Here is a 25,168-nt window from a genome sequence, read left to right as displayed (position 1 = left end):
TTTTAGGAGGAAACCAATGCAAACACTGCAATTAAAAGGAACGGAAACAGCGGATAATTTGATGAAAGCTTTTGCCGGAGAATCACAGGCACGCAATCGGTATGTATTTTTTGCAGATACCGCACGCCGTGAGGGCTATATGGAAATAGCAGAAATTTTTGAAGAAACAGCTGCCAATGAACAGGCACATGCCAAACGCTTTTATAATTTTTTAGTTGAGGGTGGCTTAAATCATGATGCTGTCACAGTCGGTGCTGATTATCCAGTATCGTTAGGTGATACGCAGGATAATCTACTCAGCGCGGCGCAGGGAGAACATGAGGAATGGGCAGCCTTATACAAAGAGGCCGCTGATATGGCTGAAAAAGAAGGCTTTCAAACGGTTGCCGCTGCTTATAAGGCCATTGCCAAGGTAGAAGAATTTCATGAGCAGCGTTTTCTGGAATTAAAAGAACGCATGGAACGTGACGAAGTTTTTAAACGCCCAGAAAAAACAAAATGGATTTGTATGATATGTGGCTATATTCACGAAGGATATGAAGCTCCCAGAATCTGTCCGTCTTGTAATCATGCGCAAAGCTATTATAAAGAAAAGAAATAAAAAAGAATCTCTCTCAAATTGAGAGAGATTCTTTTTTAGCTTATACATTTCGTAAAACTTGCGTTTTACGAAAAGATATATCAAGAGAAATCTACTTCTCTTAAACGCTTATGCCCGAGGTAATTCTTCAATGGAAATCGTTTTTCCATCCGACCAAATACGTTCTAAGTCATAAAATAAACGTGCTTCCTTATGAAATACATGAACAATAATGCGGCCAAAATCTAATAGCACCCAAGTGCCTTCATGATATCCCTCAACGTGATTGGTTGTATAACCCAGCTCAGCTAATTGATCTTCAACAGCATCGATTAAAGCCTTTACATGATTAGGGTTATTTCCATGCGCAATGATAAAATAATCTGCTAAAACAGAGATTTCATGAATATCTAATACCTTGATATCTTCTCCCTGTTTATCCTCCAGTGCCTCATAAGCTGCTTTTGCCATTTTTCCAGATATTGCCAGATCAGCTAAAAGTTCTTTTTTATCCATTGTCTTTTCCTTTCTCTCTACTTCATGATTTTGATTGATTTTCATAATATTGTAATGCATCCAATGTTAATGGATGTATCTTTTTCTTTTTCAGATTAACATAACTGACTGTCTGCTGTAGAATTTGCCGTATCCCTGCCTCTAAATCGATAAAGAGGCGTTCTCTGATGATTTCTAAGCCCGGAATGGATTCACGGCCTGGTTCTGCAAAGTCAGCTGCATAGATAATCTTCTCCAGCAGCGACATATGAGGCCTTGCCGTTGTATGATAACAAATAGCATAGATGATGTCCTCAGATAGCATCGGGTATCGCTTAGCAGCAATGCTGGCGCCGGCAAAGGCATGCAGCACCGAAGCATACTCTAAAGAAAGAGAAAAAGAAGGATATTCTTTCTGACATATTTCATAAAGAAACTGAGTATCTAAATTCTTTGCATTATCATGCAATAATGCTGCCAAAGATGCCTCATATACATCATTTTCCCAGATACGCGCTAAAGCTACTGCTGTCTCTTCTACTCCTAAGGTATGAGTTATACGTTTGGGTTTTAACCGTTTTGAGAGCCATGCTAAAATATCATTTCTTAATTCTTGGTATTCCTTATCAGTCATATTAAGTTTCCTCTTTAACAATACAACCCATGTTTTTTAATATAAGTTTCTACTGCCTCTGGCAAAAGATATTTAATAGGTCTGCCTTCAGAAACGCGCTTACGGATATCACTGGAAGAAATAGTAAGAGCTGGTACTTCCAGATAATGAAGCGTATTTTTATGACGATTCATTATGGCTTCAATTTGAGGAGCTGCCTGTTTTCGGCTGTATCCGGGCCTGGTTGCTGCCACAAAATGACAGCTTGATAAAAGCAGTTCTGGATCCTTCCATGTTAGAATCTCTGAAAACGCATCCGCGCCTGTAATAAAATAGATATCTGTTTCTGGATTCATTTTTTTAAGTTCTTGAATTGTATCAATCGTATAGGTATACCCTTGACGATCAATTTCAATACGAGAACAAAAAAATTGAGGATTGGTTTCTGTTGCAAGCAGCGTCATCAAATAACGATGTTCAGCTGCCGTAACTGTTTTTCCTGCCTTATGCGGCGGCTGACCGCTGGGGATAAATAAAACACGGTCAATTTGGTACTCATACATGACTGCTTCAGCCGTAACTAAATGTCCATAATGAATTGGATCAAATGTGCCGCCCATGACGGCAATTTTAGGTCTGCTCTTCCCTTTAGATTCTATCATTTTTTAGGAAGCTCCAACTTGGGTTTATCCGCAGCACGATAAATAGAAAATTTGTGTCCAATCACAAGAACAGGATCACTATGTGTTCTGGAGGTTACCTTTTCACAAATAGAACGCACGTCCTCTTCGCAATTTTTTAGAACGGTTACTTTAATGAGCTCCCTGGCTTCTAATGCTTCATCAATTGCCTGCACCAGCTCTGGAGTAATTCCAGATTTGCCTACTTGAAAAATAGGCTCCATATCATGCACCAATTTTCTTAAATAGGCTCTTTGTTTGCTTGTAATCATAGTCAGCTCCTTATTTAACGATAATATTCAAAAGCAATACCGCCCACCTGAACGGTATCTCCTTCTTCTATTCCTAATTCCTCTAACCTAGCAATAATCCCTCGTTCACGCATAAATTTTTGAAAGAAATCAAATCCCTTTTCTGATTCTAAGTTAGTATAGCCGAGCATTTTTTCAATGGGCTCCCCTGTTATTTCATAAACATGTGCTTCTGTACAGTCGACCAAAATACCGTCGCCCTCTTCATGAGTACTGGACTGCTCTACAAAGAACTCCCTGGGAAATACAACGGGCTCTGCTTCCATTGTATCTCTAATCTGGACTACTTTATTTAAAAGCTCTTGGATCCCCTTCCCCGTTGCAGCCGAAATTGGAAATAAATCATAGCCATGCTGAATGCAATATTTTTGAAGCTCTTCATAATAAAGCTCAGAATCAGGCAAGTCCATCTTATTGGCGCCGATGACCTGTGGGAGTGAGGCTAGCTCCTGGCTATAAAGCGAGAGCTCTCGATTAATATTTTCTATATCCTCTACCGGGTCTCGGCCATCTACTCCGGCCGTATCCACTAAATGAATTAAAACGCGGGTTCTCTCCAAATGTTTTAGAAATTCATGACCAAGTCCTACTCCTTCAGCAGCACCATCAATCAGTCCTGGGATATCAGCCACAACCAAGGTTTTTCCATATGATAGATTCACAACGCCAAGATTCGGAGCAATGGTTGTAAATGGATAGCTTGCAATTTTAGGTTTAGCATTTGATATGCGGGATAAAAAAGTAGATTTTCCGGCATTAGGATATCCAAGAAGGCCTACATCCGCTAGAACCTTCAATTCCAATTTAACTAAAAGCGCTTTTCCCTCTTGTCCTCGCTGGGCATATTGCGGAATCTGCATGGTAGAGGTAGCATAATGTTGATTCCCCTTTCCCCCTTTTCCGCCTTTTAAAAGGATCTCCTGCTGCCCAGCGTATGCCATATCAATAATCACAAGATTACTTTCTGCTTCTCGAATGACAGTTCCAACTGGGACTTCAATAATCAAATTTTCTCCTTTCTTTCCGGAGCAATTATTGCCACTTCCATCCCTGCCGTTTTCTGCCTTAAAGTTTTTACGATTACGAAAATCAGCTAAGGTGTTTAAATTTTCTACGGCCATAAAAATGATATCGCCGCCCTTACCGCCGTCTCCGCCATCCGGGCCTCCGTTGGGAATATATTTTTCACGTCTAAAGGAAGCACAGCCATTGCCGCCTTTTCCGGACTGAATTAAAATTTTTGCTTCATCTACAAACATGCTCATACTTCCTTTCGATACGCTTACTTTGAAAAAAACAGGCTTCAAATACGATATTTGAAGCCTGTCAGTTGCTACTAAGATTTCCTTTAATCAGGCTATCTAGAGCGCTATTAAGCAGGATATACAGATACTTGCTTTTTGTCGCGTCCTTTTCTTTCGAACTTGACTCTTCCGTCTACTAAAGCAAACAAAGTATCATCCTTACCAATCCCTACATTGATACCGGGATGAATACGAGTACCTCTCTGACGGTATAAGATATTACCTGCTTTAACAACCTGACCATCTGCTCTTTTAGCGCCAAGGCGTTTAGATTCAGAATCACGGCCGTTTTTAGTAGAACCAACACCCTTTTTATGGGCAAACAGTTGAAGATTCATCATGAACATGAAAACGCACCTCCTTATTTTTGAGTAATCAATACATGAAGATACTGTGTTCCATATGTCTGTACAATTGATTCCAGTCCAAGAGCCAGAGAATTCAATAATAAACTGACATCTTTAAAATCAATATCAGAAGCTGAATTTGGAAATTGTAGCTCAGATACTGTACAGGATAGATATCCATCCTGTATTTTGCAAAAGGGCTGAAATGCAGTAAATTTCTCAATCGAATTAACGGTATTTAATGCCAAGGCTGATACAGCAGAACAGATAATATCCTCTCCCTCTTCGCCGTATCCTGCATGTCCCTCAATTAAGAAACCATAATACTGATTGACTGAGTTTTGGAACAATCGTGCAGTAATCATCGGACTATATTAAGCATTGATCGCATTGATCTGCACTTTGGTAAAATACTGTCTATGACCTGTTTTCTTATGATAAGTCTTTTTGGACTTATACTTGTAAACATAGATTTTTTTACCGCGTCCTTCCGTGATTACAGTAGCTTTTACACTAGCACCAGCTACATAAGGGCTTCCTGTTTTGATACCGGCCTCATCTGCGATCAGTAATACCTTGTCAAAATCATAGATCTCGCCCTCGATTAAGCCTAACTTCTCAACAGAGATAACGTCTCCTTCTTGTACCCGGTACTGTTTCCCACCTGTTTCAATGACAGCGTACATCCGAGCACCTCCTTCTCATATAAACTCGCCGAATGTGGTATCCATAAGGAATTTAAAACCTCTTCGTGCGGCAACTATTGGAGTGTATCATAGAATTTCCTTCATGTCAAGCAAAAGCCTCTATTTTCCTGAATTTATCAGGCGGTTCTAGAAAATGAAAGGCTCTCATACCTAAAACGGGAAAATAGGTATGAGAGCTTCTCCCCCATATTCCAAAATAAAGAAATCTGCTAATTTTCTATAGGAGAATCATACGTATAAATGGGTAAGATCAAATATTCTCCGGACACTAGTTCGTCTGTTTTTATGTGATTAATTTGTCGCACTTCTTTTATATAATCCTGAATTGCCATATTGGGCTGACGGTGCGCCTCGGCTAAATCCCATAGGCTATCTCCCGGCTGTATAATAACACTTTGATATGTTTCAACCACCCAATCCTCTGCTTTAGCTGGATTGCTACGTGTAAAAATTAATAAAACCAATAGCAAAGTGATAATACCACAAAGAAATAACACTAGCTGACGATACTGACGATTGATTTTTCTCTGGCGAAGTGCTCGCTGTTTATATATACTGTAAACCATAAGATCCTCCTTTCCCTACATGCGAAAAAATGTTCTATCGATTGAATGTTCTTATCATAACACGAACATCTTTTCTTGTCAAGCTGAAAATTCAAAAAAACATTTTACGAACGCTCGTTTGACAACGCCCATTTTCCATGATATAATAAGCATAATAAATAGCTGACATACTCTCGTCAATTACGGTATCACTGGATTCTGCTTGCTGTAAGTCAAACGAGTGTTCAGTAAAGAACGAGCGGAATATATACTAAATGAGGAGAAATTATTATATGAGCATTTCTAAAAAACAAAGAGAAATTTTGGAATACATCATTCGTCGACAGGAAGTAAAGGCCTATCCCCCTTCCGTCAGAGAAATCTGCGAAGCTGTAGGGCTCCGCTCCACTTCTACGGTGCATGGTCATTTAACGCGGCTGGAGGAAAAGGGATATATTAGAAGAGATCCCGCCAAAACAAGAGCTATCGAAATTTGCCGTCGTCCTGAAAAAGAAGATTCCTTATCCGGTCAATCTTTTATTCCCTCAGAGCGCGTAGTTGCCTTTCAAAACCCTGTGCAAGGTCCTGAACTAATCGCAGTTCCGATTTTAGGACGTGTACGTGCAGGCGAGCCCATTCTTGCCGTTGAAAATATTGAAGATTACTTTCCGATCCCTGTAGATTTTACACATAATTCTGAGTGTTTTATGCTACGCGTACAGGGAGAAAGTATGATCAATGTTGGTATTTATGAAAATGATTTAATTTTAATCCGTAAACAAAATACAGCGGTCAATCATGATAAGGTTGTTGCCCTTTTAGGGGATAGTGTTACAGTAAAAACATTTTATAAAGAAAAGGATTATATTCGCCTGCAGCCAGAAAATGATCATATGGATCCTATCTTAGTAAAAGACTGTATTATATTAGGAAAAGTGATCGGTCTCTTCCGCTCTATTATGTAGTATTTTATCATTAACTAAAAAAGGAGGTTTTCCCACTTTAAAGGGAAAACCTCCTTTTTACTTTTAGGTTAAAATAAATTCATTTGTTCTAACTGCCCTTTTCTATGTCCATCGATCAAATCTTTAATTTTTTGATGAGGATCCAATAGACTATTGACAGACATATTATGATTCATCGATGCAATGAAATACGCAACATATTTAGAAACATCAACTTCATAATACCAAGGAGCCGCTAAAAGCTCCGGTTTACGATATGTAAGATTAGTGGAAAGGACACCAGAAAGAACACCACGTTCTACTGCCTCATGGAACCGATCTAAACCTTCCGTAAATAATCCATATGTACAGCCAGCAAATACTCTTCTAGCTCCTCTTCGCTTAAGATCATAAGCAATATCCAACATAGAATCCCCTGAGGCAATCATATCATCATAGACTAGCACATCTTTTCCATTAATGTCACTACCTAAAAACTCATGTGCAACAATTGGGTTTCTTCCATTCACAATCCGCGAATAATCACGGCGTTTATAATACATCCCCATATCTACTCCGATAACAGATGCATAGTAAACATTTCGAGAAATGGCTCCTTCATCAGGACTTACCACCATAAAAGAATCTTTATCTAATTGAATATCAGGCACATGCTGCAAAAGTGCTTTTAATACCTGATAGGAAGGCATCACATTATCAAACCCCATGAGCGGTACTGCATTTTGAACTCTTGGATCATGTGCATCAAAAGTCAAAATAGAAGAAACTCCCATATTCTGCAGCTCCTGAAGTGCAACGGCACAGTCAAGAGATTCTCTGTAGCTGCGGCGATGCTGACGAGCACCATACATATTAGGCATGATGACTGTAATTCGATAGGCTTTTCCGCTAATTGCCTGAATTGCACGTTTTAGATCTGCAAAATGATCATCTGGAGACATATGTACTTCTTCTCCAAACATTTTATATGTACAGTTGTAATTTCCTACATCTGTAAGAAGATATAAATCAACGCCTCTTACTGATTGATGAATAATTCCTTTAGCATCTCCATTTTGAAACCTGGGACAAGAACAAGGAATTAAGAAAGAAGATTCACCGTTTTGACAGCTATCCTCCTGATTGTGATAAAGCTCCCTTAAATGTTCATCGACTTTTTTCCCTAATTCATTGGCACTGTCTAAAGCCATAAGACCTAAAGTAGCTACCTGTGGATGTTTCACATGATCAACAGTCGTTGAAAAAGGCATATAAAATCCTCTCTTTCTAAAATGTTTACTTTACAAATAACCCTAAGGGGCTCTTTTAATTGCCCTGTATTTTGATTATATCATATAAAAAAAAGAAAGAAAAGTAAATTTGTTGCTTTTTGAAAGAAACTGCAAGATGCCTAAAACTCTGGTTTTGATTACATAAATAAAGGTAAAAATGTACAAGCTATAGCAAAAATGGAGGTGTCGGGCAGTGAATAAAAATTCTACGCAGCAAGATATCATATCGAATGAATTAGAAAAAAATATCCGAGAATTTAAAAACAGGCTTCCAATTGAAAAAAGCTTTGATTTAATTGCGAGAGAAATTACGATTGGAGCACATAAGGCATACTATATCCTTATTAACGGCTTGATTGATTCCAGTCTTGTTCTACGGCTTTTTCAGCATTTTCAAGGTGATGAAGAAACAAAAGGTGTTGATTCGCTAGAAAGCTTTTTAAAGATTCAGCTTGGCAATAGCGAAGTAACAAAGGAAAGATCTTTTGATAAACTTATAACCAGTATCTTATCCGGTTTTACAATTCTCGTCATCGATGGTTTTGAAGAGGCTATGATTCTAGATATGCGTGAATATCCTACACGCAGTCCTGAAGAACCCGATTTAGAAAAAGTCACTCGCGGTGCAAGAGATGGCATGGTCGAAACGTTAGTTTTTAATACCGCATTAGTGCGCAGAAGAATCCGAGATCCTAAGCTAGTCTACGAAATAAAGGAAGTAGGCACGCGTTCGCATACAGACGTGGCAGTTGGCTATATTCAAGGTGTTGCAGACCCTAAATTAGTCCAGCACATTACACAGACGATTTCCACTCTGGATACGGAAGCACTTGTTATGGGGGAAAAAACTTTAGAAGAATTAATGATTAAAAAACGTTGGTATAATCCTTTTCCTCAAGCCAAATTTACAGAACGTCCTGACGTTGTATCCGCCCATCTTTTAGAAGGTCACGTTGCTCTTTTTGTCGATAATTCTCCTTCCGTAATGCTGTTTCCTGCTACACTTTTTCATTTTACACAGCATTCAGAGGATTATTATCAAAATCCTCTGGTAGGTACCTTTATTCGATGGATTCGATTTGCCGCTATTTTAATTTCTTTATTTTTTACGCCAACATGGCTCTTGATCGCAGAAAATCCTTCTGCAACTCCCGAATGGCTCCAGTTTCTTCTGCCACAGGTAGAAGTGGTTTTTCCTCTCTTTATTCAGTTACTTCTTGTCGAGCTTAATTTGGAGATTCTTCGTATGGCTTCTATTCATACCCCTTCCAGCCTTAGTACCGCTATGAGTATTATTGGGGGACTAATATTAGGTGAATATGCTATTGAAATTAATTTGCTTACGCCTCATACAGTATTTTTTATGGCAATATCTTCATTAGCTACCTATGCCGTTCCTAGTATTGAATTTGGAATGGGAATTCGTATCTACCGAATGTTTATTCTCATTATGACAGGCTTGTTCAGTTTAGTCGGATATATTGCTAGCATCGCTATTCTTTTTTTGGTTCTTTATACAACTAAATCCTTTAGCGGGCTTCGTTATACCTGGCCGCTCATTCCTTTTGATGGCAAAGCCTTATCTAATATCTTAGTTCGAAAACCAATCATTGAGGTCAAGCGTCAAAAAAAGGAAACGCAAGAAAAACCAGTAAAATAGGAGCTTTTCCCCTGTACAAAAACAAAAAGTTCGTGTATAATGATAAACATATGTTTTCACTTTGTTTATTATTAGGAGGTTCCTATGAGTATTTCTATGCAACTCTATATCATTGGCGGTGTGGAAATCCTACTGCCGATATTAGTTTTAATTTTTCTTCGTAAAACGCATAAATATCGCATTTCTTCTGTAATTAGCGGTATCGGAAGCTATTTCCTGGCTACTAATATTTTAATGGGGATGTTTAGCATGCTCATGTCTTCCGTGGGACTAACAATTGATTTTTGGAAGTCACATGAAACGCTGTATAATATTATTAACATGTTATTAAATGTAGTATTACAGAATGTAACACTCTATCTTGTAATGAAGCTAGTACTAAAAAGCCAAATTCGTATTTACGATGCGATTGCAATCGGCATTTCTTATTGGCTTGGTAATGCATTAATGCTTTCTACCAGTTCCGTTAGCTATGCTAGAATTGCTTCTATGTCATTAGAAGGACGTTTAAATGAAATGGTTACAGAAAATCTTTCATTAGAGACTCTGCAAGAATACGCTGCTGAGCTTGATTTAAACGGAATCAGTTCTTTTTATCTTCAAATGCTAGCTGTTTTTGTGCTTTCTATCATGACTGCCGTGCTTTGCATTTTCTTGTTTCATGCTATCAAACGAAAGAATAAAGGATTTTTCTGGTTGGCACTGGGAGGCCATTTAGTATTATTAACACTGCTTAATCTTAGCCTTACACTTGGCGGGAATATGTGGTATTTAGCTGCTAATATCGTTGTTGCCGGCATATCCATAGCTATTTTTATCTTATACTGGAAATGGTATAAGACAAAGCAGATGGATCTTCTGAAAAAGAAACAGGAATATAAACAGCGTCTTAAAGCGGCTGGAGGTAATGTAGTAAGCGTTCAATCGCTAACTGAAAATACAGAAGAATGATGAATTGTATGAAATCTAAGAGGGTATCCTGACAATCATAGGATACCCTCTCTTTTTTATAGTTTATCAACTTTTGGGGATGGGCCGTATAGGCCTCCATGCTATCTCACATTCCATCGAATCTGGCTGATATGTAACTTCCTGTAATTTCCCCGAGAAAACGGAACCCGTAACAGAAAATCGAAACATTTCTTCTAGCTTAGGATGAGGCAAGCTTCCTTTGGGGTGGTATAATAAATAAGATCCTCTGCTTTGCCCACCGGCATGATCATAATTAAGCATTGCGCTCAAAAAAGCAATTTGGCATATGAGTAAATCATAATTTTTAAAAAATAAAGAAAGATCCAGCATGGCATAGGGTTTAAAAAAGAAAGGTAATTGACGCAAGCTTTCTTTAGCTGTTTTAAGCTCATAAGCAATACGAGAAGCATCCCGAAAGAGTCCACAGGCTTTATCCATTCGTTTTCCAATCTCCGTCCGTACACTGCGAATGCTAATTGCCTGATCCTCCTGCTTACGCTGCAGCTCAGAAATAAATGCTTCTGTCATCTCAATTCTCTGATGATAAGCTTCCCGTATCCTTTCGACAAAGGCATGAATATCCATAGGATCTCTTTGATATTGAGATGCAATATAACTGGCAGCTCTAAGCCCTGATACCTGTGTTTCATTTATGGATGCCCCCATAGGTACAAAAAAGCCATGTGTACCAGCAGCTTCCCCAATGGGAAATAGATGCTTAAGTGTGCTTTCCCAATTAAAATCTACTGCTAAGCCTCCATTATGATGCATTATGGCCGTACACACTTCAACAGGCGTGTTCACTGGATTGATTCCCTGTTCCAATAAAATTTGATAAGCAGCAGGGCTCAATTTTTGCAGCCTTTGTGCCGGCGTTAATGGATCCACATATCCTTTCGGATTTGCCCGATAATCCATAAAAACCCGCCGCCCCTTCATTGATATCTCGTGATAGATCAAGAGATCGAGCAGTGAAGTTCCATCCTCACGCACCTTTTTAGCATCAAATGCCCATTGTGTTCCTTTTAGGCGGATCAACGAATAAAGCTTTTCCAGATCATCAAAATACGAAAGCAAAAATTCACTTTCATGATTTCCTTCCGCATCTACTGAAATGTACCGCGGAATTGCTTCTTGGTATGCGCCGTTCATTGTTAGAGAAAAGGAAGCGGCACATATACCATATTGAAACTCTGTTAGATTGACTGCTTTAGCTCCTGCCTCTAATGCCATTCCTAAACAGCCAGTATGAGCAGCCGGATACGCTTCATTATGGAATAATCCGCCAGGTCCACCAGTTGCTAAGATCACATTCGTAGTATTAAAAAGAAGGTACCGCTGATGACGTTCCCTAACTCCTTCATAATTTAAAGCTAAGAGGCCAATTACTTCTTTTTGGTCGACATCGGTAAAGATTCTTACCAGCTGATATCCGTAAAAAATAGGAATCTCCCTCTTTTTCACTTCACGCTCTAAAGCTTGATGAATTTGGGCTGTTGTATTAGGACCGCAGCTGATACAGCGGCGGGCGCTGTCCTGGCCGGCCTTCGTTCCGATATATTCGCCATATTGGTTTTGCGGAAACGCAAGCCCCAATTCTGTTAAACGATAAAAGCATTTAAGCGATAAAGAAGCCTCTACTAAAGCGATATCTCCATCGCTGCTATTGCTGCTTTGCAGCGCCTTAGCCATCCGATAAGGAGAGTCTGAATCATTCGATAAAGAAGCTAATTTATAATAGGCCTGCTGATCACTGCAGGCATAGCGACTTGTACTGCCTGCAGCTGAATCAATTAAAATAGCAATATCCGTTTGACCATGCTCATATAAATTCAATGCAGCATTGAGTCCGGCAATTCCTCCTCCAACAATTATAGTATTTAGAGAATATACCTTCGTCATGGCGCCTTCCATAAATACAGAATCACATATCATTGGATAGTACTCCCTTTTATTCTTGTAGCAATTTTTCTACAGAGGCTAGCTTAACACAAAGAATCAACACCTCGCATGCCTCTCTCAGCTCCTCGCTAGAGGGATAGGTTGGCGCGATTCTAATATGAGAATCCTGTGCGTCTTTCCCATACGGATAAGCAGCGCCCGCCCCTGTTAAAATCACTCCAGCTTCTTTACAAAGCGTAACCACACGCTTAGCACACCCTTCCATCGTATATAAAGAGACAAAATATCCGCCCTTAGGTGTCGTCCAGCGAGCTATACCAAGTTCGCCCAATTCTTTAAAAAGAGAAAATATCGTTTCAAAACGCGGTTTAAGCAGCGCAGCATGCTTTTTCATATGTGCTTCTATTCCGGCTAAGTTCTTAAAGAACTTGACATGCTTTAATTGCATGATTTTGTCATATCCAATCGTTTCGGATGCCATCAAACGCTTCATATCAGCAATATTAGCATCAGAACTAATCAAAGCCGCAATTCCATTTCCGGGAAAAACCATTTTAGAAGTTGATACAAACTCGTATACCATATCAGGATTTCCTGCTTTAGCACACTCCTCTAAAATGTTCAGAATATGATCCTGATCCTCAAAATCAAGATGATGAATGATATATGCATTATCCCAAAAGATGCGAAAATCAGGAGCCGCCGGTTTTAAGCATGCCATTCGGCGAACAACTGTATCACTATAGCTATATCCATCAGGATTCGAATATTTGGGAACACACCAAATTCCTTTTACAGAGGGGTCCTGCTCCACATATCTCTCCACTAAATTCATATCAGGACCCTCAGGGGTCATCGGAATATTGATCATCTCAATTCCAAAGCTTTCTGTGATTTTAAAATGACGATCATATCCGGGAACCGGACATAAAAACTTAATGGTTCCTTGTTTGCAGGGTTTTCCCTGCAGTCCCCAAGGTGTGTATCGATTGACTCCATAAATCCAAGCATTGGCAATCATAGTATACATGAGGTTAAGACTTGCATTTCCAGCAATAAAGACCTGCTCCGGTCTAGCATCGGTAAGCTCTGCGATCAAACGCCGCGCTTCTAAAAGCCCTTCTAAAACACCGTAATTACGACAATCAATGCCTTCCTCACTGATCAAGTCTTCAGCTGTTGATAGAACCGATAACATTCCCATTGACAGATCAAGCTGTGCATTTCCAGGTTTTCCTCTGGACATATCTAATTTTAGCTGCTTAGCCTGTAACGCAGCGTATTCGAGATTTAATTTTGTTTTTAACGATTGTAGCTGCGGTATAGTCATTTCTGTATACTTCATATATTGCTCTCCTTTAGAATTCTTATAAATATGATATGAAAAGAAGCCATATCGTTAAAGGATATGGCTTCTATGCAGCTTTTATTTATGCTTTTACAATATCTGCAAAATCAGCCTTCAGGCTAGCACCGCCTACTAAGCCGCCATCAATATCTGGCATAGCAAATAAATCTGCCGCGTTTCCGGCATTTACACTACCACCATATTGAATGCGAATCTTTTCAGCTGTTTCTTTACCATAAACCTCACAAAGCACCTTACGGATAGCTCCGCAAACCTCCTGTGCCTGTTCGTTAGTTGCTGTTTTTCCAGTGCCGATAGCCCAGATGGGTTCATAAGCAATAACGGCCTTTTCTGCATCAGATGCAGGAACATCCTTCAAGGCAATCTTTGTTTGAAGGCGAACCAAATCTTCTGTGATTCCCTGCTCTCTCTGCTCCAAAGTCTCGCCCACACAGATGATAGGAATCAAATCATGTTCAAATGCCTTTAAAACTTTTTTATTTATGAGCTCATCCGTTTCACCAAAATAGCCGCGGCGTTCAGAATGACCCAAAATGACATAGTCGCAGCCGGCTTCTTTCAGCATATTAGGAGCAACCTCTCCTGTAAACGCTCCACTTTCTTCATAATACATGTTCTGAGCGCCAATTTTAATATTGGTTCCTTTAACAGCCTCTACTGCCGTTGTCAAGCAAATATAAGGAGGACAAAATACAACTTCTGTCTTTTCCTCAGATCCAATCAGAGGTTTAAGCGTCTCAATTAACTCCTTTGTCTGTACAGGAGTTTTGTTCATCTTCCAGTTTCCGGCAACAATTCTCTTACGCATAATAATTTGTATCCTCCTGATTAACGATCGTTAGCAGCTGCTACGCCCGGCAGTTCCTTGCCTTCAAGAAACTCTAAAGAAGCGCCGCCACCTGTTGAAATATGCGTCATTTTATCGCCATATCCCAAAATATTTACAGCAGCTGCAGAATCTCCGCCGCCGATGATGGTGGTAGCATCCGTCTCTGCTAAAGCCGCAGCAACAGCCTTGGTGCCATTAGCAAAATTGGACATTTCAAAACATCCCATCGGACCATTCCAAACAACCGTTTTAGCGTCCTTGACTGCTTCGGCAAATAATTTTTCTGTTTCGGGACCAATATCCAGACCTTCCCAACCATCCGGAATTTCTCCTCGTTTAACAACCTGTATATTACAATCGTTGGAGAAGTCATCTCCAATTCGATTATCCACAGGCAGCAATAATTTAACGCCCTTTTCTTCTGCTTTCTTCAACATTTTCTGTGCATACTCTAAATAATCATCTTCGCACAGAGAGTTACCGATATGACCGCCCAAAGATTTTGAAAACGTATAAGACATACCGCCGCCAATGATCAAGACATCTACTTTATCCAGCAGATTCTCAATTACGGAAATTTTGCTGGAAACTTTAGCTCCGCCTAAGATTGCTACAAAGGGTCTCTCCGGATTATTAACGGCATTGCCTAAGAAGTCAATTTCCTTTTGCATCAGGTAGCCTACTACTGCGGTGTCTACGAACTCAGTAACACCAACATTGGAGCAGTGTGCACGATGTGCGGTACCAAACGCATCATTGACGAATACATCACAGATGGAAGCCAGCTCTTTGCTGAAAGCCTCTCCGTTTTTGGTTTCTTCTGCACGATATCGGGTATTTTCTAATAAAATTACCTCGCCATCTTTCATAGCCTCTACAGCAGCCTTAGCATTAGGGCCAACAACCTCAGGATCTGCAGCGAACTTAACTTCCTGATTTAACAGCTCTGTTAAACGCGCAGCAACTGGTGCTAACGAAAGCTCTGGTTTTGGCTCTCCTTTTGGCTTGCCCAAATGGGAGCACAGAATGACTCTGCCGCCATCATTGATCAGCTTTTTAATCGTAGGCAGTGCAGCAACCAGACGATTCTCATCGGTAATTTTTCCATCCTGCAGCGGTACGTTGAAGTCGCAGCGCACAAGAACTTTTTTACCCTTTACATTAATATCATCTACAGATTTTTTGTTCAGCATATCAGGTGAACCCCTTTCAATTGAAGTTAGCTAGTAGTTTAGACAAATATTCCAAACTTATCCACTATGCCTATTTTAAATCATCTACCATGAAAATGCAAGGCATTTTTCGAGGCAGATAAAGAATTTGTGAAAAATTTAACTAGGATCTTTCATGACCTACTGCTATATTCTGCAGCGTATATGCCGCATCATAGTCTGTAATGCCTTCCCCCATATTAGGATAAAAATGAGAATAAATAGAATCCATCATAAATAATGCTAATAGTAGAAGACAAATTAGCCATTGTAATCTGACTGAGATCTTTTTATATAAATCGTCTAACCAAGGAGCTAAGAAATAAATGAAAAGACAGCCGCCCATTCCGAACACTAAAGCCCCCTCTAAGCAAATCCGCCCATTCAAATTAAATAAATAGCCGCTATAGTCCCACCATTTAGCCCCTTTACTTATTTCCAGCATCCAGCTAGTGAAATATTCAACAAGGCTGCACAGCAGCATGCTGCTAAGAAATGCCAGTACTGGCCACTTCCCCATTTTACGTAATAAAAACACGATAATAACGCCGCCGCTTCCATAAATCGGCAGCCATGGACCAAGTAATACTCCTCTGTTTACAAACTGCCCATCTTCTATTAAGTGGATGCCTACCTCCCATAGCCAGCCAATCATTGAAAAACTAAAAAACAGCAAAATATATGTATGTATGGCATAGGAACGGTTATAATTCTGAAGCAGCTGTGTTCCGATTTTCTGTTTATCCTTAAACTCCTCGAATAAACCCGGATACAGGTCCGGTTCGTCATCCTCTCTTGCCGCATACGGCTTCTGAATCAGATAAGAATCACATAACACCTCATAATATTCATATTTTTCTGCAATGGCCTGATTGCGCAAGGTAATATACACTTCCGTTTCAGTCGCAATGCGATAAGGATTAACAAATAGGATTCCCACTAGGCCAAAGGACAAAAAATTAAGTAAATGCCAGTACCAATAAGAAAGATCCAGACAGAAGAGCTTCCACTTATTTCCCTTCATCATCTGCTTAGACAATTGAAAGACGGCCTTCGGCGAAGCCGATGGATTTTCTGCTACAATATAAGAGATCATGGCATATTCATAATATTTAATTGGATACATAACAATTGTCAGCATCCAAAGAAACAGCTTAAGCTGTGTTAAAAATACTATGTAAGCTGGTCGAAGAATTTTTGGGTTTTTAAATAAATATACAATTCTACGAATTTGTGTATCGGAATATAACCTTGACTCAAGAAAGAATCTTTTCTCACCAATCTGTATCAATTTGATGATAAATATTGTCGTCAGAATACTGAGCATCATACTAATTAAAAAAGAAATACCTTCTGAAATATGATGCCGAATAAAGCTATCTACGGATCCGATAATTTTAAAAATAGGCCCCGTTTTTTGGGTAAGATGATTTAAAAGCGTACTTAATACTCCCTTTGTCGCATAGCCAGGATCTTCTTCCCTTTTTTGGTCTACTCGATGGGAGATATCATTCAATATAGTATCCCACATTGCAAAACGTCCGGAAGATGTATTTTGCTCTACAACCGGCTCTTGCGTTTCATATGTTGGATTATAGCTGCTGATGGCCTGCTTCGATATCCCGTAACGATCAAAGAACAGCATCATAATAAAGCAAACGCCTATGGCGGCAAAATAATTTCTTTTTAAAGCTTTTCGCGCCTGCCTTTTTAAATCCCTTCGTTTGTACATCATGTCATTTCCAAATAGTGAAGAACAAATTCACTGAATAAAGAATTAGACCAAGCAAACCAAGCACGTGTAAATTGTTTTGGGTCCTGCACGTACACACCCTCGTGCATATATCCAGTATCACCATCTGTCTGCACCAGCAGCTCTAAAAGTTCTTTTGCTTCTGCTGCATCAGTCGTTGTAAGTCCCTGCATGGAAAGTGCAATATGCCAAACATACTCAGGTGGTGTATGCGGACTGCCAATCCCTTTTAAAGCAGCTCCTTCATAATAATATGGATTTACCTTACTCAAAATCATCCGTCTTGTATTTTGATAAATTGGATCTTCAGCTGATGTATATCCGAGATAAGGAATGGATAATAGGCTGGGGACATTGGCATCATCCATCAAATTAACATTTCCTAGGCCGTCTACCTCATAAGCATATACAAGGCCAAAATCAGGATGCTCTACAACTGCATATTTCTCAATTCCGCTCTTGATTTCCCTGCAAAGCTTTTCTGCTTTTTGACACAAAGAATCATCCTGATAGTGTGTTTTAGCTATCTCCTGAACATATGCCAGTACGACCCAAGCAAACATATTAGATGGTACTAAATACCCATACTGACAGGCATCATCACTGGGTCTAAAACCGGACCAAGTCATCCCGGTCACGGCTACAGGAGTCCCTTTTCCCCCATTTAAAAGCGTATCGGAAGGAGGACACTGATCCCGCTCAAAGGAATACGCTGACTGCCTCATATGATCCTGTTCGCAGACCCACAAATCGATAATACATTGCAACGCCTTATGGAAATCTGCGGTAAAATGCCCGGTTCTTCCCGTTTGCTTCCAGAAAAGATATGCCAGCTGAATGGGATAGCACAGAGAATCTACCTCGTATTTTCTTTCATATACATAAGCATTTCTTTCTGTATGATCAATACGATAGCAATTCCAATTAGGCTCCTCATTATAAGCATTGGCATAGGGATCCGTTAAAATACAAAATGTTTGCTGCTGGCAAAGTCCCTCGATCACATCCGCTATCTCTGGATGATGACTGGCAAGCGGCAAATAATGCCGTACCTGTGCAGAAGAATCTCTTAACCACATTGCCGGGATATCACCTGTAAAAACAAAGTATCGTCCATCCTTTCCTTGTTTTGTTGTTGTTGAAAGAGTGTTGGGATAGCAATTACGAAATAGCTTTGCTAGCTTTGTATCAGGACCCAGCTGTTTGCATACCGCTTCTATTTCCTGATTTAAAATATGCTCCAGCACTTTTTATTCCTCCCATTCCCATTCCTGAGATAACATATCGTTTGCAATCGTCGTATTAAATAACCGGCGAATCTCCGCCTGATCATTAGTTTGCCCGAGAATCCACATCAGCTTGGTTACCGTTGCTTCCATGGTCATATCATAGGATTCCATAATACCAAATTCGGCTTTTGCCACATGCCCAGAGCGGTATACGGTAATATCGCTTCCCTCATAAATTGCCTGCGTCGATAAAACCACCGTCTTTCCATTTTGAATTAATGATTCCAGTACAGAGTGAAAATCATATTTTTCTCCCTCAGGAATTCCGCCGACACCATAGCTTTCTAATACAAAAGCATCATACTGATCCTCAATCATCGTAAGTACCTTTGGATCCATTCCCGGAATCAACTTAAAAGCAAATACGCGTGGATTCATTGTATGATAAAACACAGGAGCCGAGGTATGTACCGGGAGATTTTGAATGTACTGTACAATTCCCTTATCCTGAATAGCGGCAATATTAGGAAAGTTAATGCTTTGAAACGCATCGAAGCTTTTAGTATTCATTTTTCTGGCCCGTGTACCAGCAATTACCTTTCCGCCAAAAACAATATTGACACCGCTTGCCTTTGACCATGATGCATAGCGTAAGCTGTCTAAGAGGTTTGTTTTGGCATCTGTTACATCCATTTCAATCGGCCGTTGCGAGCCTGTAATCACGATCGGCTTCCCGCTATTTTGAATCAAATAGGAAAGCGCAGCTGCCGTATAGGCCATCGTATCGGTTCCATGCGCGATTACAAATCCATCATAATGCGCATACTCCTCCTCTACCTTTCTGGCCATTTCTACCCAATAATCCGGATGCATATTCGTACTATCAATATTCATAATCTGAATCGCATCCACCGTACAAAAATTCTTAGCCGCCGGGACATAGCTTAAAAGCTCTTCCGAAGACATTAACGGCGTTAATCCGTTATCCGTTGTTTTACAGGCAATTGTACCGCCGGTCGCAATAAACAAAATTTTTTTCATTCTTTTTCTGCTTCCTTTAATAGATCTCGAATTTCCGTCAATAACTTAACCTCATCAGAAACTGCCGGTGCCTCTGGCTTCTTCTCTTCTTCTTTTTTAGCATGCAGGCGGTTAATTGCTTTGATCATGCAAAAGACGACAAAGGAAATGGCCAAAAAGCTAATGATATTTTGAATAAACTGTCCATAATAGATAGCGGCTTCTTCATTGAGCTGAATCTTAAGACTACTAAAATCCATTCCGCCGATAAGCCAGCCAATAAAAGGCATTACCATATCATTGACCAATGAATTGACAATAGCAGTAAAAGCTGACCCCACAATCATCCCTACAGCCAGATCCATCACATTGCCTCTGGCAATAAATGCTTTAAATTCTTTTATAAATTTTTTCATTTGTTTTCTCCTTTGAATACAATATTTCCTCCCACCATAGTCAGTGAGACATGAATATCATCATCAAATAAAATCAGATCCGCCAGGCGCCCTTTTTCCAGTATACCTGTCGTTTGAGATTGTCCAATAATACGAGCAGCCGTTCTGGTCTGCATGTCCACTGCAACCGCCAGAGGAACATCTGCAAGCCGTATCATGTTTCTAACCAACCGGTCTGTTGTCGCCACCGATCCGGCAAAAGCCTGCCGATCCGGCATCTTCGCTATACCATCCTCAATGATTACATGCTGGCCTTTCTTAAGACTGCCCAAAATGCTATCCCCTTCCGGCATTCCGGCTCCCCGCATTGAATCTGTGACCATCGTGGTTCTATCCGGCCCGATAAAGCGGTATACCATTTGTAAAAGCGGGGCCGGCAGATGCATACCGTCTGCAATGACCTCCACGGTCAGATCTCCCAGCAAATAAGCACTTTCCAGTACGCCCGGATAGCGATAGCCAGCCTTTCTGACAATGGTCGATGTTGCCGAATACAGATGTGTGACATGATTAAATCCATGCTGAACCGCCTCTACCACCTCATCATAGGTTGCATCTGTATGTCCCATCGAAGGCATAACCGCCCGCTCTCTTAAATATTCCGCCATCTCCATGGCCCCCGGAATCTCCGGTGCAATCGTCCAACGGATAATATAAGGACAGGCCTCAATCAGCGCGGCATATTCCTCCCGTTTCGGTCTACGGATATAGCGAGGGTCCTGTGCACCGCTTTGCGCAGGACTTAAATAAGGTCCTTCCAGATGAAGTCCCAGAAAACGAGCGCCCTTCTTCTGGTCACGCACAGTATCATATACCCGAAAGGTCTCCATCAGTTCCTCATTAGAAGCGGCAAGCGTAGTCGGCACCAGTCCTGTGGTTCCATAGCGTGCATGCAGTTTGGCCGCCCCTTCATAGGCCTCCTGAGAGCCATCCATATAATCATGTCCGCCGCCGCCATGCGTATGAATATCAATAAACCCATGCGACACATAGCGTCCTTGTCCGTCAATACGCTCTGCCCCTTCGATAACTCCCAGACTTCCCGGCGCTGCAACCGCAGCGATCCGTTCTTGCTCTACCAGTATTTCTGCCGGCACGATCTGTCTGTTTTGTACCAGCTTTACATTGAAAATATGATACCGCATATGAATCACCCATTTATTTAACTTCTATTTTATGAACCGCCAGCAGATGCTGCAGCGCTTCCATACTCTCCGCTGCCGCTTCCAAACCGCCTTCAGAAAACTCATTTCCTCCCGGAAGGCGCATCAGCTCCTCCGAAATTGCCTGCCCCTTTCGATAGTGCGTTTCCAAAGAAAGATACCCGGCATAGCCGCAACGAGTTAACGCCTGACAAATGCCTGCATAATCCACAAGTCCGCTGCCAATTCGCACGCACTGCGGCCCCTCTGGACCCATCACAGCGTCCTTGATATGAATATGCGCTACATAAGGCGCTACCGCTTCCCACCCCTGTGGATACGGACATTCTCCCTGCGGGTCATAGATATCATTTCCGGGATCATAGATTGCCCCCAGCTGCGGAGAATGAAGGAAGTCAAGCAGCTCTCTCAGCTGCCTATGATTCGTCGTAAATACGCTGGGGTCTGCCTCTAAAAGTAGCCTCATGCCTTCTTTTTCCAGCAGCTTCACCGGCACTTCAAAGGCCTCTTTAATTTGCTCTGCGCATAGATGAGCTTCCTGAAAAAACGCAAAACCACGAATCGTCGAGCATCCTAAGATATGCGCAGCTTCCATCAGCCGTTTCAGCTTATCCAGCTCCGCTTCCCTCTGCTCATAAGTGCATTTATAAAAAGAACCGGCAATATTAGAAACCTCTAAATCTGCTTGCCTAAGCTTCGCATGCATCTGTTTCAGCCGCTGCTCGCTGAAAGCCTCCAGCGGCTGATTATCCACCGTTCTTAGCTCCACCCCTTGCAAATGATATGCCTTTGCAAACCGAATGGCAGCGCTGAGATCCTGCGTAATCTCATCTGTAATAATAGATAATTTCATTGCTTTTTCCCTATTCGATGGCGGTCATCGGATTTTGACGATGCGCCTCTTCATACACCGCAACCTGCTGACGAACCTGATCCAAGGTAATCATAAGGGGCGCTCCCTGCAGCAAATGCTCATATACCATCTGATAATACGCTTCTACAGCAGCATCAAAGGCGCCGTTCGGATCTCCATCCCATGAATCCTCATGCCAAGAAAGGGTCTCTGTACAATAGGCAGGCGTCCCGTCTGCTTTAGAAAGAGAGTGCCGGATCAGCTCCTGCTTAGGGGCAGAATCCGGATTAAAATATTTCCACTCAATATGCTGCATGCTGCCCTTTAAACCGCCGTTTTTACCATGAATTTTATAGGTAAACGACGGATATGCATCACAGGAGGAAATCGTCAAATCAATTAAAGGCTTGTCCGGCATCGTCAGAATCAGTTTAACATAATCCTCTGCATCGCCAAACGTATTGACACGATTCATCTTACAAAATACATGAGGCATACGATCATAGGCGTTTAAAATAGCCAGTGCCTGATCCAGCGGATGCGGCCCCGTATTACGCAGGCTTCCTCCATTATAGCTTTGCAGCGTCTGCCAGTCCCAGCGCCGTGCAAAGCCATTGAATTGAATATCGACATCAATCAGCTCACCCAGTACGCCGCTGTCAATGACCTCTTTTACTTTAACAAAGTATGGCGCAAACCGGGACTGCTGAAAAATCCCCAAAAACTTTCCCATTCTGTCTGCAGTAGCGACCATATCGTCAAACTCTTTTACATTTCGTGCCGCAGGCTTTTCGCACACCACGTTAAACCCATGATTAAGCAAATCAACCGTAATATCATGATGCTGAAAACTATAAGAAGAATTAATGACCAAATCGATATTTTCCGACTGATAATATAAATCTTCATATCTTTCCAGCACCGGACAGCCAAACTCCTCTGCCGCCCGCTTCCTTCGGTCCTCCTGCTGCTCCACAATGGCCACAACCTCAAACCTTTCTTTCGCCTTTGGCGTCTGCAGATAAGCGCCATGAATATCTCTTCCGCTTCTTCCCTGTCCAATAATTGCAATGCGCAGCTTTTCCATGAGTCATCCCTCCATTAGAAACTATATGATTCATTATTTTAAATCAGCCGTTTAAGAAAGTCAATTCAAATCCCGTATTATCTTTCCTGCCACAGCCTTAGTGCAATTTCAGACCAGCCCTCCAGCTTTCCGTTCAAACTCTTAATCTCACTTTGCGCTGTCCATACGCCCAGCAGCTTATCTACCTCTCGGATGCTAATATCGCTGCTATCATGTACCCGAATCCAAATCGGAATGCATAAATGCATCCGCGAGACCTCATTCCCCACACTAACGAAGCTATATTCATGCATCTGGTAGCTCGCAAGATCTCTCTGCCATTCAAAGCTGGTTTCTTCACTCAGTTCCCTTCTCACGCAGCATTCAATTGAAGATACAATTTGATCTCCCTGCCGATCCTCCGGATTGATGTGGCCGCCCATACCCACGGTATATCCTCCCGTAAGCCTCGGATCTCCTTTGAGCCGCTTAGCCGTCAAAACTGCCGTATCTGTATGAAGCAGCACATAGGGAATCACTTGTTTCCATGAATCATCCAGCTCCACTTCCCAGCGCAGTCTGAACTCCCCATACTGCTCCATACAGCCCAGCACCTCCTGAGTCCTGTATAAAATGGGATCCGTTCCTCTGGCTAAGGATGCTAAGACCTGAGTGGGAATACACAATACCTTTTCCTCCCCATACTTTTCTTTCATTGTCAGCTGCTTCATCTAATTTGTTCTCCTTCTATATAAACTGCCTGTACCCTTAATGCATCATCCACCACAACCAAATTAGCTTTCTTCCCGATATCGATACTGCCAACCGACTTTTCTACGCCTAAATCGCGTGCTGGGTTATAAGACGCCATTCGGATTGCCTCTTCCATTGGAATTCCCAGGGTCACCATATTGCGCACACCTGTCATAACAGTACTGATACTGCCGCAAAGCGTTCCATCTGGTAGGTAAGCTGCCTCCTTTAATATAATCGAAGTATCCGGCGGAAGCTCATCCTGCCGCAGGCCTGCCAGCTGACAGGAATCACTAATCAATGTCACACGGTCAGCTCCCTTCAACCGGTAAATCAGCTTACAGATCTCTGGTTTCAGATGAACAAAATCGGCAATCATTTCACACTGCACGCTATCCTCCAGCAACACAGCGCCCAAAACGCCGCTCGCCCTATGACCCAGCGGTGCCATTGCATTAAAGGTATGCGTCGCCCTGCGAATCCCCCATCCAATCGCCTCCATCGCCTCCTCATAGCTTGCGGCGGTATGTCCCATCGATAAATGGACGCCTCTTGCAAGGGCATATTTCGTGAAAGATTCTGCCCCCTCCATTTCCGGTGCCAGCGTCATCAGAAGCGGCAGCCCTCCCGCTTCTTCTAAGCACCTTTTTAAGATATCAACAGAAGGCAGCTGCATATAGCGTTCATCCATAGCTCCCTTTTTAAGAGGATTTAAAAACGGTCCCTCCATATGAATCCCCAGCAGCTCAGCCCCGTTCCTTTTTTGAGCCGCCAGGCGGCAAGCACGGACGGCAGAAAACGCCTTTTCCTGAGACGTCGTAGCAATGCCGGCAGCGTACCCTGTGACGCCCTCTTTGGCAAGCCATTTTCCCATAGCCGTCAACTTTTCTGCCTGGCTTGTCTGACAGGAATATCCATGATAGCCATGCATATGTACATCAATCAATCCAGGAATCATCTTTAGGCCATCATAAGACACTACGTCACAGGAATTTTCCTGTGACGTAGACAGTGACAGCGCCTTGATGATCCCGTTTTCAATCTCTAATGTGCAAAGATGAAACTGAAAATCAGGTCCTAAAACCTGTGCGCTCATTCGTTTTATCATTTCATTT

General features: G+C 41.5%; 27 protein-coding genes. 4 read left to right on the top strand and 23 right to left on the bottom strand.

Annotation, left to right across the window (positions count from 1 at the left end):
- The first annotated feature begins 16 nt into the window (after positions 1-16).
- Positions 17-601: a rubrerythrin family protein gene (locus HFE64_04305; protein ID MCI8632691.1), complete on the top strand. Its 585-nt coding sequence runs from the start codon at positions 17-19 to the stop codon at positions 599-601.
- A gap of 108 nt (positions 602-709) precedes the next feature.
- Here HFE64_04305 and rsfS read toward each other — a convergent pair whose 3' ends face one another.
- From rsfS to HFE64_04260, 9 genes are all read right to left on the bottom strand, one after another.
- On the bottom strand, positions 710-1,096 hold the full coding sequence (gene rsfS, locus HFE64_04300) for a ribosome silencing factor (protein ID MCI8632690.1): 387 nt from the start codon (positions 1,094-1,096) through the stop codon (positions 710-712).
- 22 nt (positions 1,097-1,118) lie between these two features.
- Positions 1,119-1,709 (bottom strand): HD domain-containing protein, encoded by a 591-nt coding sequence (locus HFE64_04295; protein MCI8632689.1) that lies wholly within the window; start codon positions 1,707-1,709, stop codon positions 1,119-1,121.
- Positions 1,710-1,723: 14 nt separating this feature from the next.
- The gene (locus HFE64_04290; protein ID MCI8632688.1) at positions 1,724-2,350 is read right to left on the bottom strand and encodes a nicotinate-nucleotide adenylyltransferase; all 627 of its coding nucleotides are present in this window, start codon (positions 2,348-2,350) and stop codon (positions 1,724-1,726) included.
- Positions 2,347-2,637: a ribosome assembly RNA-binding protein YhbY gene (gene yhbY, locus HFE64_04285; GenBank protein MCI8632687.1), complete on the bottom strand. Its 291-nt coding sequence runs from the start codon at positions 2,635-2,637 to the stop codon at positions 2,347-2,349. The genes HFE64_04290 and yhbY overlap by 4 nt, the downstream gene beginning before the upstream one ends.
- A 17-nt stretch (positions 2,638-2,654) precedes the next feature.
- Entirely contained in the window at positions 2,655-3,938 is a 1,284-nt protein-coding gene (obgE, locus tag HFE64_04280) for a GTPase ObgE (protein ID MCI8632686.1), read from the bottom strand.
- 113 nt (positions 3,939-4,051) lie between these two features.
- Positions 4,052-4,330 carry a 50S ribosomal protein L27 gene (rpmA, locus tag HFE64_04275; protein MCI8632685.1) on the bottom strand — a complete coding sequence of 93 codons (279 nt, stop codon included), beginning with the start codon at positions 4,328-4,330 and terminating at the stop codon, positions 4,052-4,054.
- Positions 4,331-4,344: 14 nt separating this feature from the next.
- Positions 4,345-4,695 carry a ribosomal-processing cysteine protease Prp gene (locus tag HFE64_04270; GenBank protein ID MCI8632684.1) on the bottom strand — a complete coding sequence of 117 codons (351 nt, stop codon included), beginning with the start codon at positions 4,693-4,695 and terminating at the stop codon, positions 4,345-4,347.
- A gap of 9 nt (positions 4,696-4,704) precedes the next feature.
- Positions 4,705-5,016 carry a 50S ribosomal protein L21 gene (gene rplU / locus HFE64_04265; GenBank protein ID MCI8632683.1) on the bottom strand — a complete coding sequence of 104 codons (312 nt, stop codon included), beginning with the start codon at positions 5,014-5,016 and terminating at the stop codon, positions 4,705-4,707.
- A 230-nt stretch (positions 5,017-5,246) separates the two neighbouring features.
- Complete coding sequence (locus tag HFE64_04260) at positions 5,247-5,603, bottom strand: LysM peptidoglycan-binding domain-containing protein (GenBank protein ID MCI8632682.1); 357 nt, start codon at positions 5,601-5,603, stop codon at positions 5,247-5,249.
- Positions 5,604-5,875: 272 nt separating this feature from the next.
- Between HFE64_04260 and lexA the strand changes: the two genes are divergently transcribed.
- The gene (gene lexA, locus HFE64_04255) at positions 5,876-6,547 is read left to right on the top strand and encodes a transcriptional repressor LexA (protein MCI8632681.1); all 672 of its coding nucleotides are present in this window, start codon (positions 5,876-5,878) and stop codon (positions 6,545-6,547) included.
- 68 nt (positions 6,548-6,615) lie between these two features.
- On the opposite strand, the gene HFE64_04250 is transcribed toward lexA, so the two are convergent.
- Positions 6,616-7,797 (bottom strand): ribose-phosphate pyrophosphokinase, encoded by a 1,182-nt coding sequence (locus tag HFE64_04250; protein MCI8632680.1) that lies wholly within the window; start codon positions 7,795-7,797, stop codon positions 6,616-6,618.
- A 241-nt stretch (positions 7,798-8,038) separates the two neighbouring features.
- Between HFE64_04250 and HFE64_04245 the strand changes: the two genes are divergently transcribed.
- Both HFE64_04245 and HFE64_04240 read left to right on the top strand, forming a co-directional pair.
- A complete protein-coding gene (locus HFE64_04245) occupies positions 8,039-9,478 on the top strand; it encodes a spore germination protein (protein ID MCI8632679.1) in 1,440 nt (479 codons plus the stop codon).
- 84 nt (positions 9,479-9,562) lie between these two features.
- Positions 9,563-10,429, top strand: coding sequence for a YhfC family intramembrane metalloprotease (locus HFE64_04240; GenBank protein ID MCI8632678.1), 867 nt, complete (start codon positions 9,563-9,565; stop codon positions 10,427-10,429).
- 66 nt (positions 10,430-10,495) lie between these two features.
- Here HFE64_04240 and HFE64_04235 read toward each other — a convergent pair whose 3' ends face one another.
- From HFE64_04235 to nagA (HFE64_04175), 13 genes are all read right to left on the bottom strand, one after another.
- The gene (locus tag HFE64_04235; GenBank protein MCI8632677.1) at positions 10,496-12,385 is read right to left on the bottom strand and encodes an FAD-binding protein; all 1,890 of its coding nucleotides are present in this window, start codon (positions 12,383-12,385) and stop codon (positions 10,496-10,498) included.
- Between the two features lie 16 nt (positions 12,386-12,401).
- The gene (locus tag HFE64_04230) at positions 12,402-13,697 is read right to left on the bottom strand and encodes an aminotransferase class I/II-fold pyridoxal phosphate-dependent enzyme (GenBank protein MCI8632676.1); all 1,296 of its coding nucleotides are present in this window, start codon (positions 13,695-13,697) and stop codon (positions 12,402-12,404) included.
- A gap of 85 nt (positions 13,698-13,782) precedes the next feature.
- Positions 13,783-14,532: a triose-phosphate isomerase gene (locus HFE64_04225; protein ID MCI8632675.1), complete on the bottom strand. Its 750-nt coding sequence runs from the start codon at positions 14,530-14,532 to the stop codon at positions 13,783-13,785.
- A 17-nt stretch (positions 14,533-14,549) separates the two neighbouring features.
- Positions 14,550-15,743 carry a phosphoglycerate kinase gene (locus HFE64_04220; GenBank protein ID MCI8632674.1) on the bottom strand — a complete coding sequence of 398 codons (1,194 nt, stop codon included), beginning with the start codon at positions 15,741-15,743 and terminating at the stop codon, positions 14,550-14,552.
- 142 nt (positions 15,744-15,885) lie between these two features.
- The gene (locus tag HFE64_04215) at positions 15,886-17,493 is read right to left on the bottom strand and encodes a DUF975 family protein (protein ID MCI8632673.1); all 1,608 of its coding nucleotides are present in this window, start codon (positions 17,491-17,493) and stop codon (positions 15,886-15,888) included.
- A complete protein-coding gene (locus HFE64_04210) occupies positions 17,493-18,761 on the bottom strand; it encodes a glycoside hydrolase family 125 protein (GenBank protein MCI8632672.1) in 1,269 nt (422 codons plus the stop codon). Before HFE64_04210 ends, HFE64_04215 begins: the two co-directional genes overlap by 1 nt.
- A 3-nt stretch (positions 18,762-18,764) precedes the next feature.
- Complete coding sequence (locus HFE64_04205) at positions 18,765-19,784, bottom strand: asparaginase (protein ID MCI8632671.1); 1,020 nt, start codon at positions 19,782-19,784, stop codon at positions 18,765-18,767.
- Entirely contained in the window at positions 19,781-20,179 is a 399-nt protein-coding gene (gene mscL / locus HFE64_04200; GenBank protein MCI8632670.1) for a large-conductance mechanosensitive channel protein MscL, read from the bottom strand. Before mscL ends, HFE64_04205 begins: the two co-directional genes overlap by 4 nt.
- Positions 20,176-21,363 carry an N-acetylglucosamine-6-phosphate deacetylase gene (gene nagA / locus HFE64_04195; GenBank protein ID MCI8632669.1) on the bottom strand — a complete coding sequence of 396 codons (1,188 nt, stop codon included), beginning with the start codon at positions 21,361-21,363 and terminating at the stop codon, positions 20,176-20,178. The genes mscL and nagA (HFE64_04195) overlap by 4 nt, the downstream gene beginning before the upstream one ends.
- Positions 21,364-21,376: 13 nt before the next feature.
- Entirely contained in the window at positions 21,377-22,234 is an 858-nt protein-coding gene (locus HFE64_04190; GenBank protein MCI8632668.1) for a sugar phosphate isomerase/epimerase, read from the bottom strand.
- Between the two features lie 10 nt (positions 22,235-22,244).
- Positions 22,245-23,321, bottom strand: a complete 1,077-nt coding sequence (locus tag HFE64_04185; protein MCI8632667.1) for a Gfo/Idh/MocA family oxidoreductase — start codon at positions 23,319-23,321, stop codon at positions 22,245-22,247.
- Between the two features lie 77 nt (positions 23,322-23,398).
- Entirely contained in the window at positions 23,399-24,031 is a 633-nt protein-coding gene (locus HFE64_04180; GenBank protein MCI8632666.1) for a hypothetical protein, read from the bottom strand.
- Positions 24,028-25,161, bottom strand: coding sequence for an N-acetylglucosamine-6-phosphate deacetylase (gene nagA, locus HFE64_04175; protein ID MCI8632665.1), 1,134 nt, complete (start codon positions 25,159-25,161; stop codon positions 24,028-24,030). Before nagA (HFE64_04175) ends, HFE64_04180 begins: the two co-directional genes overlap by 4 nt.
- Positions 25,162-25,168: the final 7 nt, after the last annotated feature.

The organism is Lachnospiraceae bacterium (genome assembly GCA_022794035.1).
In the GTDB taxonomy this organism is placed as follows: Bacteria; Bacillota; Clostridia; order Lachnospirales; family Bianqueaceae; genus CALWPV01.
The sequence above is the reverse complement of the archived record's forward strand: the minus strand, read 5'-3'. Positions and strand labels throughout refer to the sequence as shown.